Annotated in this window: 11 protein-coding genes; 1 reads left to right on the forward strand and 10 read right to left on the reverse strand. The window is 34.3% G+C overall.

From position 1 onward, the window contains the following. Positions 1 to 16: 16 nt before the first annotated feature. From A3SG_RS0108485 to A3SG_RS0108510, 6 genes are all read right to left on the reverse strand, one after another. Positions 17 to 985 (reverse strand): porin, encoded by a 969-nt coding sequence (locus A3SG_RS0108485; RefSeq protein ID WP_016989606.1) that lies wholly within the window; start codon positions 983 to 985, stop codon positions 17 to 19. 1,000 nt (positions 986 to 1,985) lie between these two features. Further along, positions 1,986 to 2,396, reverse strand: coding sequence for a hypothetical protein (locus tag A3SG_RS0108490; RefSeq protein WP_016989607.1), 411 nt, complete (start codon positions 2,394 to 2,396; stop codon positions 1,986 to 1,988). A gap of 11 nt (positions 2,397 to 2,407) precedes the next feature. Continuing rightward, positions 2,408 to 3,352 (reverse strand): NAD(P)H-dependent flavin oxidoreductase, encoded by a 945-nt coding sequence (locus A3SG_RS0108495; protein WP_016989608.1) that lies wholly within the window; start codon positions 3,350 to 3,352, stop codon positions 2,408 to 2,410. A 15-nt stretch (positions 3,353 to 3,367) separates the two neighbouring features. Next, positions 3,368 to 4,975 carry a S8 family peptidase gene (locus A3SG_RS0108500; protein ID WP_016989609.1) on the reverse strand — a complete coding sequence of 536 codons (1,608 nt, stop codon included), beginning with the start codon at positions 4,973 to 4,975 and terminating at the stop codon, positions 3,368 to 3,370. Between the two features lie 113 nt (positions 4,976 to 5,088). Continuing rightward, positions 5,089 to 6,276, reverse strand: coding sequence for a tRNA 2-thiouridine(34) synthase MnmA (gene mnmA, locus A3SG_RS0108505; protein WP_016989610.1), 1,188 nt, complete (start codon positions 6,274 to 6,276; stop codon positions 5,089 to 5,091). A 75-nt stretch (positions 6,277 to 6,351) separates the two neighbouring features. Further along, positions 6,352 to 7,062 (reverse strand): toxin-antitoxin system YwqK family antitoxin, encoded by a 711-nt coding sequence (locus A3SG_RS0108510; RefSeq protein ID WP_016989611.1) that lies wholly within the window; start codon positions 7,060 to 7,062, stop codon positions 6,352 to 6,354. Positions 7,063 to 7,522: 460 nt separating this feature from the next. Between A3SG_RS0108510 and A3SG_RS0108515 the strand changes: the two genes are divergently transcribed. Continuing rightward, entirely contained in the window at positions 7,523 to 8,491 is a 969-nt protein-coding gene (locus tag A3SG_RS0108515; protein ID WP_016989612.1) for a fasciclin domain-containing protein, read from the forward strand. A 678-nt stretch (positions 8,492 to 9,169) separates the two neighbouring features. On the opposite strand, the gene yidC is transcribed toward A3SG_RS0108515, so the two are convergent. The 4 genes from yidC to A3SG_RS0108540 all read right to left on the reverse strand — a co-directional run bounded on the left by yidC (position 9,170) and on the right by A3SG_RS0108540 (position 15,437). Continuing rightward, positions 9,170 to 11,074: a membrane protein insertase YidC gene (gene yidC / locus A3SG_RS0108525; protein WP_016989614.1), complete on the reverse strand. Its 1,905-nt coding sequence runs from the start codon at positions 11,072 to 11,074 to the stop codon at positions 9,170 to 9,172. An 85-nt stretch (positions 11,075 to 11,159) separates the two neighbouring features. Then, positions 11,160 to 12,773 (reverse strand): CTP synthase, encoded by a 1,614-nt coding sequence (locus A3SG_RS0108530; RefSeq protein WP_016989615.1) that lies wholly within the window; start codon positions 12,771 to 12,773, stop codon positions 11,160 to 11,162. A 151-nt stretch (positions 12,774 to 12,924) separates the two neighbouring features. After that, complete coding sequence (locus A3SG_RS0108535) at positions 12,925 to 13,158, reverse strand: DUF3820 family protein (protein ID WP_016989616.1); 234 nt, start codon at positions 13,156 to 13,158, stop codon at positions 12,925 to 12,927. A 311-nt stretch (positions 13,159 to 13,469) separates the two neighbouring features. Next, entirely contained in the window at positions 13,470 to 15,437 is a 1,968-nt protein-coding gene (locus A3SG_RS0108540) for a LysM peptidoglycan-binding domain-containing protein (protein WP_016989617.1), read from the reverse strand. Between the last annotated feature and the right edge of the window lie 44 nt (positions 15,438 to 15,481).

Consider the following 15,481-nt stretch of genomic DNA (forward strand, 5'->3'; position numbering starts at 1 on the left):
AAAAAAAAATATAAATTTAGAATCCGTAAACCATTGCTAAAACAAATTGAGATGCAGATTTTGTTGGCTTACCTGTTGATTTTTCGAATATTTCATCTGAGCCATTATCCAATCTAAACTCAGGAATAATAGTCAATCCTCCCGCTTTTACATTAGCTGAAAATGTTAAGGCTGTCACTGAATTATCCCCAGAACCCTCTTTAAATTTAAAATACTCCCCACGCAAACCCAAACTAAATTTATCACTTACATCCACTGCGGGATATAAAGCTAAACCTGTGTAACCTACTTCACCTTCATTTGAAAAATCAGCAGCGTTTAAACCTAATTTAAATTTTTCAGAAAGCTGGAATGAAGCCGTTAAATCAACTATAGTTCCACTAACAGAACCATCCATAAAATTAAGATACGCGTTAACACCTTCTGCAGGGGCAAATGATAATTGAGCTCCAAATGCATTTAAACCTTTAACCGGATCTGCTTTATAAGAATTCCAAGAGTCATTGAAAGCACCAACCATAATACCTACTTTATCAGAAATTGTATAATTTGCTTTAACTCCGGCATTTTGAAAAGGTCCGTTAGTAAACAAATAGGACGTCGAATAGTGAAAGTTAGCTAAGGGAGAAATCACTTCGTATCCTATAAACGTACCCATGTAACCCGCTGTGAAACTTAATTTATCCGTAGCAGCATAAGTTGCATACAAGTTTTGAATATGGAAAGAATTTCCATCAGTTCCGTCACCATTGGGGATAGATTGAAACTGACCTCTTGGACCAAAAGCAATCTCACCTACGAAAGAAGCTTTACCGGTCGTCTTTTTAAGAGCAATGTCTAGCATTCCTAAAGAAACTGAATTTTGATCAGTTGCAAAACTAGTCCCTATGTTTTCTTTCTTAGCAAAATCATATTTATAATACACATCTGCAGAACCTGAAATTTCTAATGGAGTATTCTGTGCAAATGTTATGCTCCCGGTCAAAGTTAAAGCTAAAATTAAAATTTACTTTTTTCATCATCATTTTGTTTTGGTTATTTATTATTTTGGTTGTTTGAAGCTTATTTTATACGTGATTTCAACTTTTTATTAGAACGAATTTATCAACTTTTGCTCTACTTAAATCAATAAATAATGACTTTTTAATTTGTTTTGGAAAGAATTATCGATTACAAAAAATCACTTCAAAAAACAAGAAATTCCTATTTTTAACAATGTAAAAATATTATATCCATAATTCATTTTTTAAAATAAACCCTATAATTTATAGTATGTACTAACCTTAAATCACTTTTAAACACCAAAAAATACCTTAAAAAATACCAAAAAATAAATTAACCCTAATTAAAATAGGGTTGTTAGTATATATTTAAAAAATATAATTTTGAAATAAGCTTAGTTTCAGAAAGAAAATAGAGATAAAACACCTTCAAAAATTCAAGCTTCGGCCCGAACTGGAAGGAAAAACGAAGCACAGTGCGGTTCAAAAAATCACTCTGTATTTTTAAAAAAAAATAAAAAGACGACCGACCTGACCAGCGTAGCAAGCGCTTTTATAATTGTGTACTATGACTTAAGAAAGCTACTTTAAATAGATTCTTAGGTCTAATTCCCAAACAGATGAAGAATTAATAGTTAACCATAATCGTAGACTGTTTCACACTAAATGGCCTTTTTTAAATTTTAGCATTCTCTGACTTCTTATACCAAAACGACTTGGACTAAAACAAAAATTCGTTTGGTATTATATGAAAAGGCTGCAATTAAAGCCATGACTAAACCCCGGTACTTTTGACCCCATAAACACCAGTAGGATAATTAACCCAATAAAAAAAATAGGATACAAAAAAAGCGACTATGAATAGAATTGACTCTATTCAACGATCGCTTAATCTTATACATTTTAATATTGTATCTGTACTTTTTCCAAATCTGTTGAAAATAGTTCGAATCGAACCAAAACTCAATTTTACATTATTTATGTTTATAAATTAAAAATATTGTAAACAATAATTCTATTTCCGTAATTAATATACAGTTGCTTTCTGTTATCCTGCTGTTTCCTGGTTATGATGGAAAGAGTACAATCATCGCCATTATTATCCTTGCAGGTAAAGGAATAGACAATATCTGTATCATTTTCCTCAGTTGCCTCATACTCTATAATTTCAAACAATTGAATAATTTGGGAATAAATAACAACTCTACTTTTATCGGTATCTAACGACACTAACACATTTACTAAATTTAAGTCAGACCATTTTCCCCATTTTCCTCTTTCGTTTTTCTCCAAAACACTTACCCCTGAAGTTTTGAATTTATAAATCTGACCGTAACCCTGTTGTAAACCAACTCCTAAGAACAGCAACACTACATATAATTTAACTTTTGTCATTAGTTCAATAATTAAAAATCAAGAGCTACTATTTCTTTTCTTGCCTTATTATATTCTGCCATCATTTCTAAAACAATTCCTTCTGCCGATTTCACTTCATGTATCAGTCCGGCAATTTGACCAATCTCCAACTCACCCTCAACTAAATCGCCTTCAAACATCCCTCGTTTTGCCCTTGCCCTACCTAATAACGTCACTAACTCCTCCTTTGTTGGACATTTTTCATATAAACTTTGAATGTCCTGAAAGAACTTGTTTTTTATTAACCGGACGGGAGCCAACTCTTTTAATGTCAATTGCGTACCTCCTTCTTTGGTTTCTAGTATCGTTTTCTTAAAATTATCATGTGCTGATGATTCCATCGATGCCGCAAACCTACTGCCTACCTGAACACCATCTGCTCCCAATACCATCGCAGAAAGCATACCCCGCCCGTTTGCAATTCCTCCTGCAGCAATAACAGGAATTTTTATTTGTTCGTTTACCATCGGAATTAGCGTAAAAGTAGTAGTTTCATCTCTTCCGTTATGACCACCAGCTTCAAAACCTTCTGCGACTATAGCGTCAACGCCCGCGCTTTGCGCTTTTAATGCAAATAAAGTACTGCTAACTACATGCACTACCGTAATTCCATTTTCTTTTAAATAGGGTGTCCATGTTTTTGGATTGCCTGCCGAGGTAAAAACGATTTTCACTTCTTCTTCAACAATAATTTTCATGATTTCTTCAATGTTAGGATACAACATAGGAACATTAACTCCAAAAGGTTTAGAAGTTGCTTTTTTACATTTCTGAATATGTTCGCGCAATACATCCGGATACATAGATCCCGCTCCGATTAATCCTAATCCTCCTGCATTACTAACTGCACTTGCAAGTTTATGTCCACTTACCCAAATCATTCCTGCCTGGATAATAGGATATTTTATATTAAAAAGTTTTGTAATTTCATTCATTTAGTAGGTTGAATATTATTGTTTTATAATTTTTCCGGTTTTCGAAAAAGTATCCGATTCAATTTTATAAATGTAAATTCCATTGTTTAATGATTTTAATGAAAAAGTATCTACTGGACTACTCACTTCTCGTTCTAAAACTTTTTGTCCTAAAATGGTATAAAAAACAACCGTTCCTTTATTAAAGCTTTCGGGAAACCGAACCGAAATATAATCGGATGTTGGATTAGGATAAATCATAAAATAATTCTTAGCAAGATCTTTTACAGAAAGAGTTAAAGCTACGCTAAAATTAGGAATACCATAACCATATTGAGCTGTGGGTGCAGTAAACCTATTCGCAGATTGAATGATTAATGCTTTAATTTCTTTATTCGTTTTTGTGGGAAATGCTTGCCAAAAAGAAGCAACCATACCAGCCATGACAGGCCCAGAAAAAGACGTTCCATTTGCCGTTACGACATCACCAAACTGATTCGATAAAACAGTGGACACACCTTGTGCCATTAAATCCGGTTTTATCCTCTGGTCATAGCTCGGACCAATAGAACTAAAAGAAGCTCTTGTTTCTCCTGAATTGACAGCTCCAATTGCTAGTATAGACACAGCATCAGCCGGTGCTCCAATATGAGGATTCAAAGTACCTCCTTCATTACCTGCAGATGCGACAACAATCATTCCTCTGCTAAAAGCAATTTCAGCTCCTCTGGAGATAAAAGCAGTAATTCCATTCATATCATTATAAGTATGATTGTAAGCAGCATTGTCGAATTCGAAGTATCCCAAAGATGTATTAATGATATCTACACCTAAACTATCCGCTTTTTCAGCCGCCTCAACCCACAGTGATTCCTCTACTGGATTCTCACTTCTGACATCCTCGGTGATAAACAAGTAATAGGATGCGTCTGGAGCAGTTCCCACCAATTTTCCTACCGTGTAACCTCCCATAGTGGACAGGACGCTCGTTCCGTGAGAATCAGAAGTATATATATCTGATTTTCGCAACACAAAATCATAACCTCCTAGAATTCGATCATTCTCTCTCAGTCTTTGAAAAGGCTGTGTTGTATTTACTCCTAAAAACCCTGCATCCATTACAGCTATTACCTTGTCAACTCCAGTGTAATTCTGCTGGTGCAATACATCACCATGAAGCATCTTAATTTGATTTTCAGAGTTGCCGTAAGAATAATTTATTTTTGTCTTTCTAGTCTTCCCTTGTTCTTTTTGCTTAAATACCTTCGCGGTTTTACCCGCTTGATTCAATGTTTTGTTAGCAAAATCCACTTTATCCACAAAAGTGAATCCTTTTAACGAATTTATCACTGCTTGAGTCCCTCGAATATGGATTGCATTCATCCATTTTGATTTTGCCATAACAGTAATCCCCATAATGGATTTTACTTCACTTATATAAGAAGGAGTAATGGGAACGTCTTTAAAATCAATTGCAATATTTTGATTTATTCTTCTTTCTAAAGCTCTTTGAGAAAGCATCAGTAAAGGTGATTCATAATACGACTGCTGATTCGATTTAGCATTGAAATAAACCCAAGCATCTTCCTGAGAAAAAGCTACTGCACTAAGAGATAACAATAAGAACAAAAAGATATTTTTCATAATCGACTTTTACATAAGACAAAACAATACATTCAACTATTTACTCATATAACAAAATACATGAATTAGGTGAAAATTTGTTTTATCATTTATTTTACAAATGAAGTACTAATCTAAGAAATAACTCCCGAACCAACTAATTCATCTTTTATATACCAGGCAACAAACTGCCCTTCCGTGATAGCTGATTGCGATTCCTGGAAAGACACATACATTCCGTTTTCAACTTGATGTAAAGTGGCTGCTTGCAACGGTTGTCTGTAGCGTATTCTTGCCATAACTTCCATTTGTTCGCCGTTAGCCAAAGTCATATCCGCACGAACCCAGTGTACTTCAGATTTTTCTATAAATAGGCCCTTTCTCAACAAACCCGGATGTTGACTGCTTAAACCGGTATAAATTGTATTAGTAGCTACATTAGTAGCAATAATAAACAACGGATCTTTATTTCCTCCCACGTTCAGTCCTTTACGTTGACCAATCGTGAAATAATGGGCGCCTTGATGCTTCCCTACCACTTTTCCCATATCTGGTGTATAGGCAACTTTTTTCGACGCTACTGATAATAATTCTTCGGTAGACAATCCCTCTCGCTCTTCTACGGTGTATATAGAATCGTTTTTATCAATTTGGATAATCTCCCCTCCTTTTGGCTGTAATTTCTGTTGCAAAAATTCAGGTAAACGAACTTTCCCTATAAAACATAAACCCTGAGAATCTTTCTTTTCGGCAGTTACTAATTCCATTTGTGCTGCAATTTCACGTACTTCAGGCTTAGTTAATTCACCTATAGGAAATAAAGATTTAGATAATTGCTCTTGTGACAATTGACAAAGAAAATACGATTGATCTTTGTTATTGTCTGCACCGGCAAGTAATTGATACACCGTTTCGCCGTTGACTTCGATTTCACTTTTTTTACAATAGTGACCTGTAGCTACATAATCCGCTCCCAAGCTTAAAGCAATTTTCATGAAAACGTCAAATTTTATTTCACGATTACAAAGGACATCTGGATTGGGAGTACGTCCTTTTTCATATTCATTGAACATGTAATCAACTATTTTCTCCTTATACTCTTCGCTTAAATCAACCGTTTGAAACGGGATTCCTAATTTCTCAGCAACTAGCAATGCATCATTGCTGTCTTCCAGCCATGGGCAATCATTTGATATGGTAACAGAATCATCATGCCAATTTTTCATAAAAAGACCTATCACCTCATATCCCTGTTGTTGCAACAAATATGCGGCAACACTTGAATCCACCCCACCAGAAAGTCCTACTACAACTCGCTTCATTTTATTCTCTTTATTAATTTTTACAAGACTGCAAAGTTACAATGTTTTTATCACAAGAACTGTTCATAGATACACTTAATTACCCTTTGAGTTTGCTGCATTTCCAGCAGTACTCATGTTAATTTCATTGACTGGTTTGCCACTTGTAAAAAACTGCCAAATCCCCGATTTCTTTCCGTTTAAAAAATCCCCTTTTGAAACGACGTTACCTTTAGGATCTTTAAAAGTAACTAGTCCGTTATATTCATTATTCTGATAATTCGATTCTTCCAATACAGTTCCGTTCTCAGAAAAACTTTTATAAACACCGTCTTTTACATTGTCCCTATAAGTGGTTTCTTCAGCAATTTTACCGCTGGGGTAATAAACAGACCGCATGCCTTCTAACTTCCCATTCTTGTAATTTTCGACAGTCATAACGGTTTTCGAAGCCTGATGATAATACTTCCATTGCCCGTCAAACAACTTATTGACTACCTTCCCCTCACTCACCTTATTTTTGGCTTGATCATAAAAAATAGTATAGGCTGAATTGTCTGTGGAATTAAACTCTCTGGTGGCTATTATCGATTTTGCTTTCGTATCATCATAAAAATTGAAAACTCCAACTTCTTTTCCATGTTCGAAAGTTCCCTCATATCTGGTTCTTTTGGAATCTTGGTAAAACCCTTTCCAAACTCCATTTTTTTTCCCTTTTTCATCAATCTTATTATAATCTGTCTGAGCGATTATGATATGACACGAGAACATTAAAAATAGAAGGGAACAAAATTTATAATCTTTCATTGTATTGTATAATTTAAGCCTATTATTATGAAGCAAAATTACCGCTTTTATCTGTAAACGATTTTACTATTTATTTTATTATTTCTCAATCCTTATTAAAGCCCCTAAATAACATTTGAATAAATCCAACTCTTCATCAAGCTGTTTTCATCCCACTACTTTTCATTTTTATAATCAAATGACATACGCACTAAAAAAGAAAACTTTGATGACGCTAGAAGAACTCCTACTAAAACAGCTTTAACATTTGTTTCATATTTGATAAATAAAAAAATTAACAACAAAACATATATAATTGATTTTAAGAGTACTAATAAGTCAATTACCCTAATCTATGAAAGATAAACATTTTAAAAAAAAATCATAAATTTATGTTTTGTTTATCATTTATAAATAAAAATTTAACAAAAATTTTAAAAATAATGCCTAATTTAGAAAAAACAAATTAAACATAAAAATCATGAAAACATTATTGAAAACGAAAATTTTTACTTTGCTTGTCATTTTATTTATCTTTGCAACCTCCTGTAGTGATGATGACAATAACACTACTGCTCCTCCTGTAGACAATACAATCACAGGAATCGCATTAAAAACAGCTGACTTGAGTATTTTGGTTCAAGCATTGACAAAAGCCGAGCTGGCAGTTACTTTACAAGGAAGCGGACCGTTTACTGTATTCGCACCGACCAATGCAGCATTTACAGCTTTCCTTTCATCAGCCGGATACGCCTCCGTAAATGATGTTCCAAAAGCTGCTTTAACGCAAATTTTACTGAACCACGTTGTTAGCGGTTCTGTAAAATCCACAGATTTAACAACTACTTATATCAAAACTTTGGCCAAAGGAAGCGCTTCGACCGCAAACCCCTTAAGTATGTTTGTAAACACAGCTGGGGGTAAGGTAATGCTTAATGGTGTTGCAACAGTTACAAATGCTGACATCATGGCTTCTAATGGTGTTATACATCTTGTCGATAACGTTATAGGTTTGCCAACTATTGTAACTCATGCTACTGCCAATCCTAATTTTACTTCCTTAGTTGGGGCTTTAACGGGAGCAGGTCAACCTGATTTCGTAACCATTTTATCAGGAACAGGGCCGTTTACAGTATTTGCTCCTACTAACGCTGCTTTTACAGCTTTAAATACGGAGTTAGCCCCTGGAGGAATAGCAAGCGTTTCTGCTGCAAATTTGACAAAAGTGCTACAGTACCATGTGGTATCAGGAAATATCCTAGCTGCAAGTTTAACAGAAGGGCAAGTTGTTGCTACGCTACAAACTCCTCAAACCTTTAAAGTCCTATTGGCAGGGGGAGCCAAAATTGAAGATGCAAGAGCCAGAAAAGCCACTATCATTGCAACTGACGTACAATGTTCTAATGGAGTCATTCATGTTCTAGACAAAGTGCTACTACCTACTTTTTAAAAAACGAATCTATTTAAAACAGAAAAGCTCCCAAATTGGGAGCTTTTTTTTTATGAAGCAGTACTACTATTTTGCTTTGATATTTTGCTTTTTTAAACTTAGGACCACTCCGTAACTTCTTAGATTTAAACTGCTGTACACCTGAATTATTAGGTTCTTTTAATATCCACTTGAATTTAAATATGCATCGTATCACTACAAATACTATAATTTTCACACAGAATTAAACGCTAAGATATAGCAAAGCAAATCGAATCCTACTAACGACACTACTATAAAACCAAAGGGAGTCAAGAAGCGATCTCTCAGATAATTCAACAAAAAAAGAAATATTTACTATGCTAAAATTACTCATCGATTAATAAAGTCTTAAAAATTAAAAACGCTACTAACAGATTTTTATATATTATTGCAATTGCTGCACCATGTTGTCCCTATGAAGCAATTCCTGTTCTTAAAAAATTACTATAGCTACTTTTTATATCAAATAAATTTATGTTTTAGTCTGAATCATTCAAGTCTAATACTGATAGACTACTTAGATTCTTGGAGATGACGTGATAATAAGTATTATGCAATTGAACTGTGCTGAATATACCATCGATATCAAAAAAAATCATAATTTACTAAAAATAAAAAACTCCCGAATTGGGAGTTTTTTGTATGAACTAGAATTTACTATTTCTTTTTATCTTTTGCTTTTTGAGCCTCGGCCTGTTCCATAACTTCCTGCAATTTACGTTGGAATTTACCTTGTTTCTTAGGCTCTTTTTTCTTATTCTCTTGAATTTGAGCATGAATCTTATCACTATCAATAATATAATTCTTGATAACAAGCATTATCCCTATTGTAATTGTGTTAGATACAAAATAATACAAACTCAATCCAGAAGCATAACTGTTAAAGAAAAACAACATCATTAATGGTGACACATAAATCATTATTTTCATTATTTTGGCCATATCGGGCATCCCTTCCTGTGTAGGAGCTGCCATTTGCTGATCTCCAGTTGTCATTTTCATATAAAAGAAAATAGCTATTGAAGCCAGAATAGGAAACAAACTAATGTGATTACCGTATAACGGAACGTGAAATGGTAACTCATAAATGGAGTCGAAAGAAGATAAATCATCTGCCCAAAGAAATCCTTTTTGCCTCAAACTTATTGCCGAAGGAAAGAATTGAAACAAAGCATAAAATATAGGTGCTTGCATCAATCCCGGTATACAACCTGCCATAGGATTCACACCCGCTTTATTATAAAGCTTCATTGTTTCCTGCTGCTTTTTCATTGGATCCTTACTGAATTTTTCTCCAAGCTCATTAATTTCAGGTCTCAAAACTTTCATTTTTGCCTGTGACAAAAATGATTTATAAGTAATAGGAGACATCGCTAATTTAATCAATACCGTAAACAATATAATGGCCCAACCATGTTGAATAAACGAAATTAAGAAGCCAAACATCGGTATAAACGCATGGCGGTTGATCCAACCAAAAATACCCCAACCCAGAGCAACGATGTCCTCTAGATTTTTTCCATAACCCTTTAATAAATCATAATCCGTAGGACCATAATACCAATTCATTTTCTGATCAATCTCCCCGTTTTTGAATGCTAAAGGAACAACGGCCTTAAACTGCTTGGTAAAAATCGTATCTGTTGCCTCATCCTTAACTAAGTTATTTGAAAACAGTTCCGCTTTTGCAAATGGCACGTCTGTCAATAAAATGGAAGCAAAAAAGTGTTGCTTATAAGCAACATAAGACACATCGTTAACTATATCTGCTTCGTCATTTCCTAAACCTAAATAATCACTTTTACCATCCTCATGCTCATAGTATAGTTCAGAATAACGATTTTCATAGCTCGTACTCTTTTCATTAGTGTACGTTTTCAAATTCCACTCCAGGTTTAATGGCTTAGATGTATTCAATACTTTACTCAATCCCTGTGATTGAATATCAAAGTCTAACATATAATCATTTGTCTTCAAAACATACTTATATTCTAAATACTCGTTTGCACCTGCTTTTAATCGCATGGTAAGCACTTGATCAGATCCTGATTTTGTTAGATTAGGTTCAAAAAATAAATCTTTTGTGTTTAAAGTACGGTTATCGCTTGTAAGCAATTGCACATTTAACATCGCATTGCTGTCTTTGATCAACTTTACTAATTCTCCTGATCCCTTTTTAAATCTTTGAAAGTTTTTTAATGTGGCTTCAACGATATACCCCCCTTTATTAGCAATTCTTATCTTAACTACTTTATTTTCAATCGTCGTAAAACCTTCTTTAGCTGACGGCAACGTAGCTGAATAAGCAAAATCTCCAAGTTTTTGTGTCAATTGCGCTAGTTGTGTAGAATCTCCGGTGGTAGCAACAGCAACTGTAGCTTCCGCAACCACTTTATCATTCAATTCTTTCGCTTTAGCTTCCTGCACTACCATTTCCTTTTGCGCTTTCTCAGCTGCAATTACTACTGGATCTGGTTGATTTTGATACATTATCCAAAGCAATATCCCAAAAATCAATACAAAGCCAATTATCGAATTCGGGTCAAATTTCTTCTGTTCCATTATACTAAAAATTATTTATGTTTCATTGTTTATCGTTTCCCGACAAACAAAAGTTAGATTTCATTATCTTTTTGATATACTGAAATTATTTCTTTTTTGCTTTTACAGCAGCGGCTACAAAATTCACAAAAATAGGATGTGGGTTTGCAACGGTACTTTTGTATTCTGGATGGTACTGTACACCTATGAAAAAAGGATGGTCTTCCAATTCCACAATTTCAACCAACCCGGTGTCTGGATTTACTCCTGACGCTTTCAGTCCTGCATTTTGCAACGCGTCAACATAAGCGCTATTGTACTCATAACGATGACGGTGACGCTCAGAAATTGTTAGTTGTCCGTATATTTTGTACGCTAATGAATCTGCCTTAATATCGCATTTCCAGGCTCCTAAACGCATAGTCCCTCCTTTATCAGTTATATTCTTTTGCTCTTCCATTAAACTTACAACCGGATGTTCCGTGTGCTCATTCATTTCGGTCGAATTGGCATCAGCATACCCTAAAACATTTCTGGAATATTCGATAACCGCCATTTGCATGCCTAAACAAATTCCGAAAAAAGGGACTTTATTTTCACGTGCATAACGAACTGCTGCTATCTTTCCTTCAATTCCTCTCTCCCCAAAACCGGGCGCCACAAGGATACCATCAAGACTTTTTAATTTATCTTCAACATTTAAAGCATCAAGATACTCCGAATGAATTGAAATTATATTTACTTTAGTCTCATTTGAAGCTCCTGCATGAATAAAAGCCTCCAAAATCGATTTATAACAATCCTGCATTTCTACATACTTCCCAATTAAACCGATCGTTATAGAGTGTTTTGGGTTTTTTATTCTTCGCAAAAAAGTATTCCAATTTTTCAAATCTGGAGCGGCTTTTTTAGGCAAGTCCAATTTCTTTAACGCGACAACATCGAGACCTTCTTCCAACATTAAATTAGGCACTTCATAGATAGTAGCTGCATCGATAGACTGAATTACTGCTTCTCTCTTTACGTTACAAAACAAGGCTAATTTATTGCGAATCTCATCTGAAATTTCATGCTCCGTTCTACAAACCAAAATGTCAGCTTTGATTCCGCTTTCCATTAAAGTTTTTACGGAATGCTGTGTTGGTTTCGTTTTTAATTCTCCTGCAGCAGCTAGATAGGGCACTAGCGTTAAATGAATCACAATAGCATTATGCTCCCCTAAATCCCAAACCATTTGGCGAACAGACTCGATATAAGGCAAGGATTCGATATCCCCTACTGTTCCTCCTATTTCAGTTATAACAATATCATAATCGCCTGAGTTCCCAAGCAACTGCATTCTATCTTTTATTTCATTGGTGATATGAGGTACGACTTGAACGGTTTTCCCTAAAAACTCTCCTCTTCGCTCTTTTTCAATAACCGAAAGATAAATTCTACCTGTAGTAACGTTATTTGCCTGAGAAGTAGGAACATTCAAGAAACGTTCGTAATGTCCTAAATCTAAATCAGTTTCAGCGCCATCATCCGTCACATAACATTCTCCATGCTCGTAGGGGTTTAAAGTACCCGGATCAACATTTAAGTAGGGGTCAAACTTTTGGATCGTCGTTCGATATCCTCGTGCTTGTAACAATTTTGCTAAAGATGCTGCGATTATACCTTTCCCTAAAGAAGAAGTCACACCGCCAGTAACAAAAATATATTTCGTTTGATTCATGCTGTTGTTGTTTGTATTGTAGTTGTGTCAAAAACTTGGCAAAAATACGATTATAAATCGGGAATATGCTAATTTGAAAATGAGATAATTTGGAAAATTGCCAATTGCTCAACACAACGCTATTCAAAAAAAACCTCGCTAATCTCTTAAATTAGTGAGGTTTAGGATATCTTATTTTGATATTCCTTATCAATTCTTCCAGTCCATTCAATTTTAACTCATATATAAGTTTTAATTGCTCACCTAATTCTCCCTTTGGGAACCCTTTGTTACTATACCATACTACATAATATTCTGGTAAATCGATTAAGAATTTCCCTTCGTACTTCCCAAAAGGCATTTTGGTATGGGCTAATTTTATAAGTTGTTGTTGATTTTTGTCCATTAAAAGAGAGATGATGAGATAGGTTTGAGGTCAGAGATTAGAAAGTGTAATAAAGGTTAGGAAATATTTTTAATTTTTCAAAGAAAAGAAGATCCCTTTGTTTTTTATTCTACCCTCCCATTTCTAACATAAAAACGCCTAATTTATTAGTAATTACAATGCTTTTTTTTTCAATTTTAATATTTCAACTTAAATAAACAGCCTAAGTCATGGCTATTTTCTCATTAGAGCATCCTAAATAATTTTACTTCTAAAGTATACCTGTATCGATAACAGTTTTAAACTTCTTAAACAAGTTCCCCTTGAAGCCATTAGTTTGCTTCTTTTATGATCAAATCCGTATCGTAATACATGATAAAAACGCCTTTGTTCGTGTAACCGCCGTCTTCTTTTTTATAGTATTCAAATTTATTTTCTACGTGTTTTGTTGCAGCTGAATTTACCGTTTCTTCAAAACTTTTATTTTGCACCAATCGCATCATCGTATCAAAAGTCATGTCAAAACCACGTGTAGCATAATCACTCGGGAAAATATTGTTTATTTTTCTATATTTTTTTTCAAAAATAGCTTCTTCCACAGAGACATAATCATTAGTAACCGAGGGATACATTAACTTTAATTTTATAAGATTCAAAAATTTAATTTCATCTGTATCTAACGTTTCATTCGGCTCTAAAATCACCAACTGAACTTGATATGTTGCCATAGAACTCAACATAGTTGCGATTGTAGTTTTTATCATCCAGGTGTTTCCTGTCTCCATGACCACATAGTTCATCCTGCCTTTTACCAACATACTTTTTAGACTTTCCGCTGATAAACTTCCGTTTTCCTTAAAAGCGACAAATGGAACCTCCTTTTGGTACTGTTTAATGTATTGCACAATAGACTCTTTTTTCTTGTCCACTACGGCTATAATATTACCCTTATTTTTTCGCATATAATCGAACATGGCATTTTTAATTACTTCATTTGTAGGGATAGTTTGGTATAAATTAGGGTACGGATTTCCAACATCTTTCGATAGTGGAGAAATAACTGGCACATTATTCGTGTTCAGTAATCGTGCTGCTGTCTCCGCATTACTTTGATAAAACGGACCAATTATGGCATTAGCATTTTCAAGGTTTTTATTTTGGATTATCGCAGCGACATCAGAACTGTTTTTAGTTTCACGGGAGTCATAAATTTCGACATCGATAGGAAAACCTAAAGTTCTGGCCGAATCAATCGCGATTAAAGCTCCAGCATAAAAATCTAAAGTCATATTTAAAAACTTATCTTTTTTCAAACGGGCAAAAGTGGAGTTTACAGTATCCCCTTCAATAGTAGCTATATTAAAAGGTAAAAGTAACGCCATTCTTTTACGAGATCCAAAAGCAATTTTTTTAGACAAAGACTTGTATTCTTTTTTATCCTCGATTGCAACCGGAATTTTAGAAGGGATTCTCAAAAGCATACCTATTTCAACTCCGTTTTTAAGCTCTGGATTGACTGCAACAAGCTCTTCTTGAGTCATGTTAAACATCTTTGACAAACTATATAACGTTTCTTTAGGCTTAACTTTATAAGAAATAGAATCAATCACAATCATAGCTCTTTTCAAGATCTCTATCTTATTTCCGTCATTTAATTCTGCTTTCACAGTCACTTTTTCTCCTACTTTTTCTGTTTTTGGAGCTGTACCTTTAATTATTAATCTGTATCCAATGGGCAAATTATTGATTACTTCAGGATTGCGTTTTTCCAATTCCTGAATCGAAATTCCATATTTTTTTGCAATAGAATATTTAGTTTCTTTTGTAAGTACATCGTGATAGATAAATTTATCTTGACTTACAACCGTTTTTTTCGGGGTCTTTTTCGAGATGTTTTTTGAAGGGATAATAATGATCTGTCCAATTTGCAATCCCTCCTCTTCAAGAAACGGATTAGCTCTTTTTAAATCTTCATCAGAAACTCCATATTGCTTTTCTAGTCCGTACAAAGTTTCTTTTGCAATTACTAAGTGAGATTGCGACTGCCCATTTGTTTTAGTCTGTGGAGTCGTAATTTTAGCGCCTACTTTATTTGGAATCAATAAAATACTATTTGGCTTAAGCCCTCTTTGTGCATCAGGGTTTAATTGGTAAATATCGTAAGGAGTGACGGTATACTTCTGTGCTATTTGATTGATCGTTTCTCCCTTCTCAACTTTATGTGTTATTACTTTTTCCTGTGAAAAAACGTTTGATGTAAATAGGAAAAGGCTAATATAAATTGCAAAAAAATACTTCATCGTAGTAGGTATGTAAATTATTGGTTCAAAGATAACAAAAACGG

It is taken from the genome of Flavobacterium sp. ACAM 123, assembly GCF_000264055.1.
In the GTDB taxonomy this organism is placed as follows: Bacteria; Bacteroidota; Bacteroidia; order Flavobacteriales; family Flavobacteriaceae; genus Flavobacterium.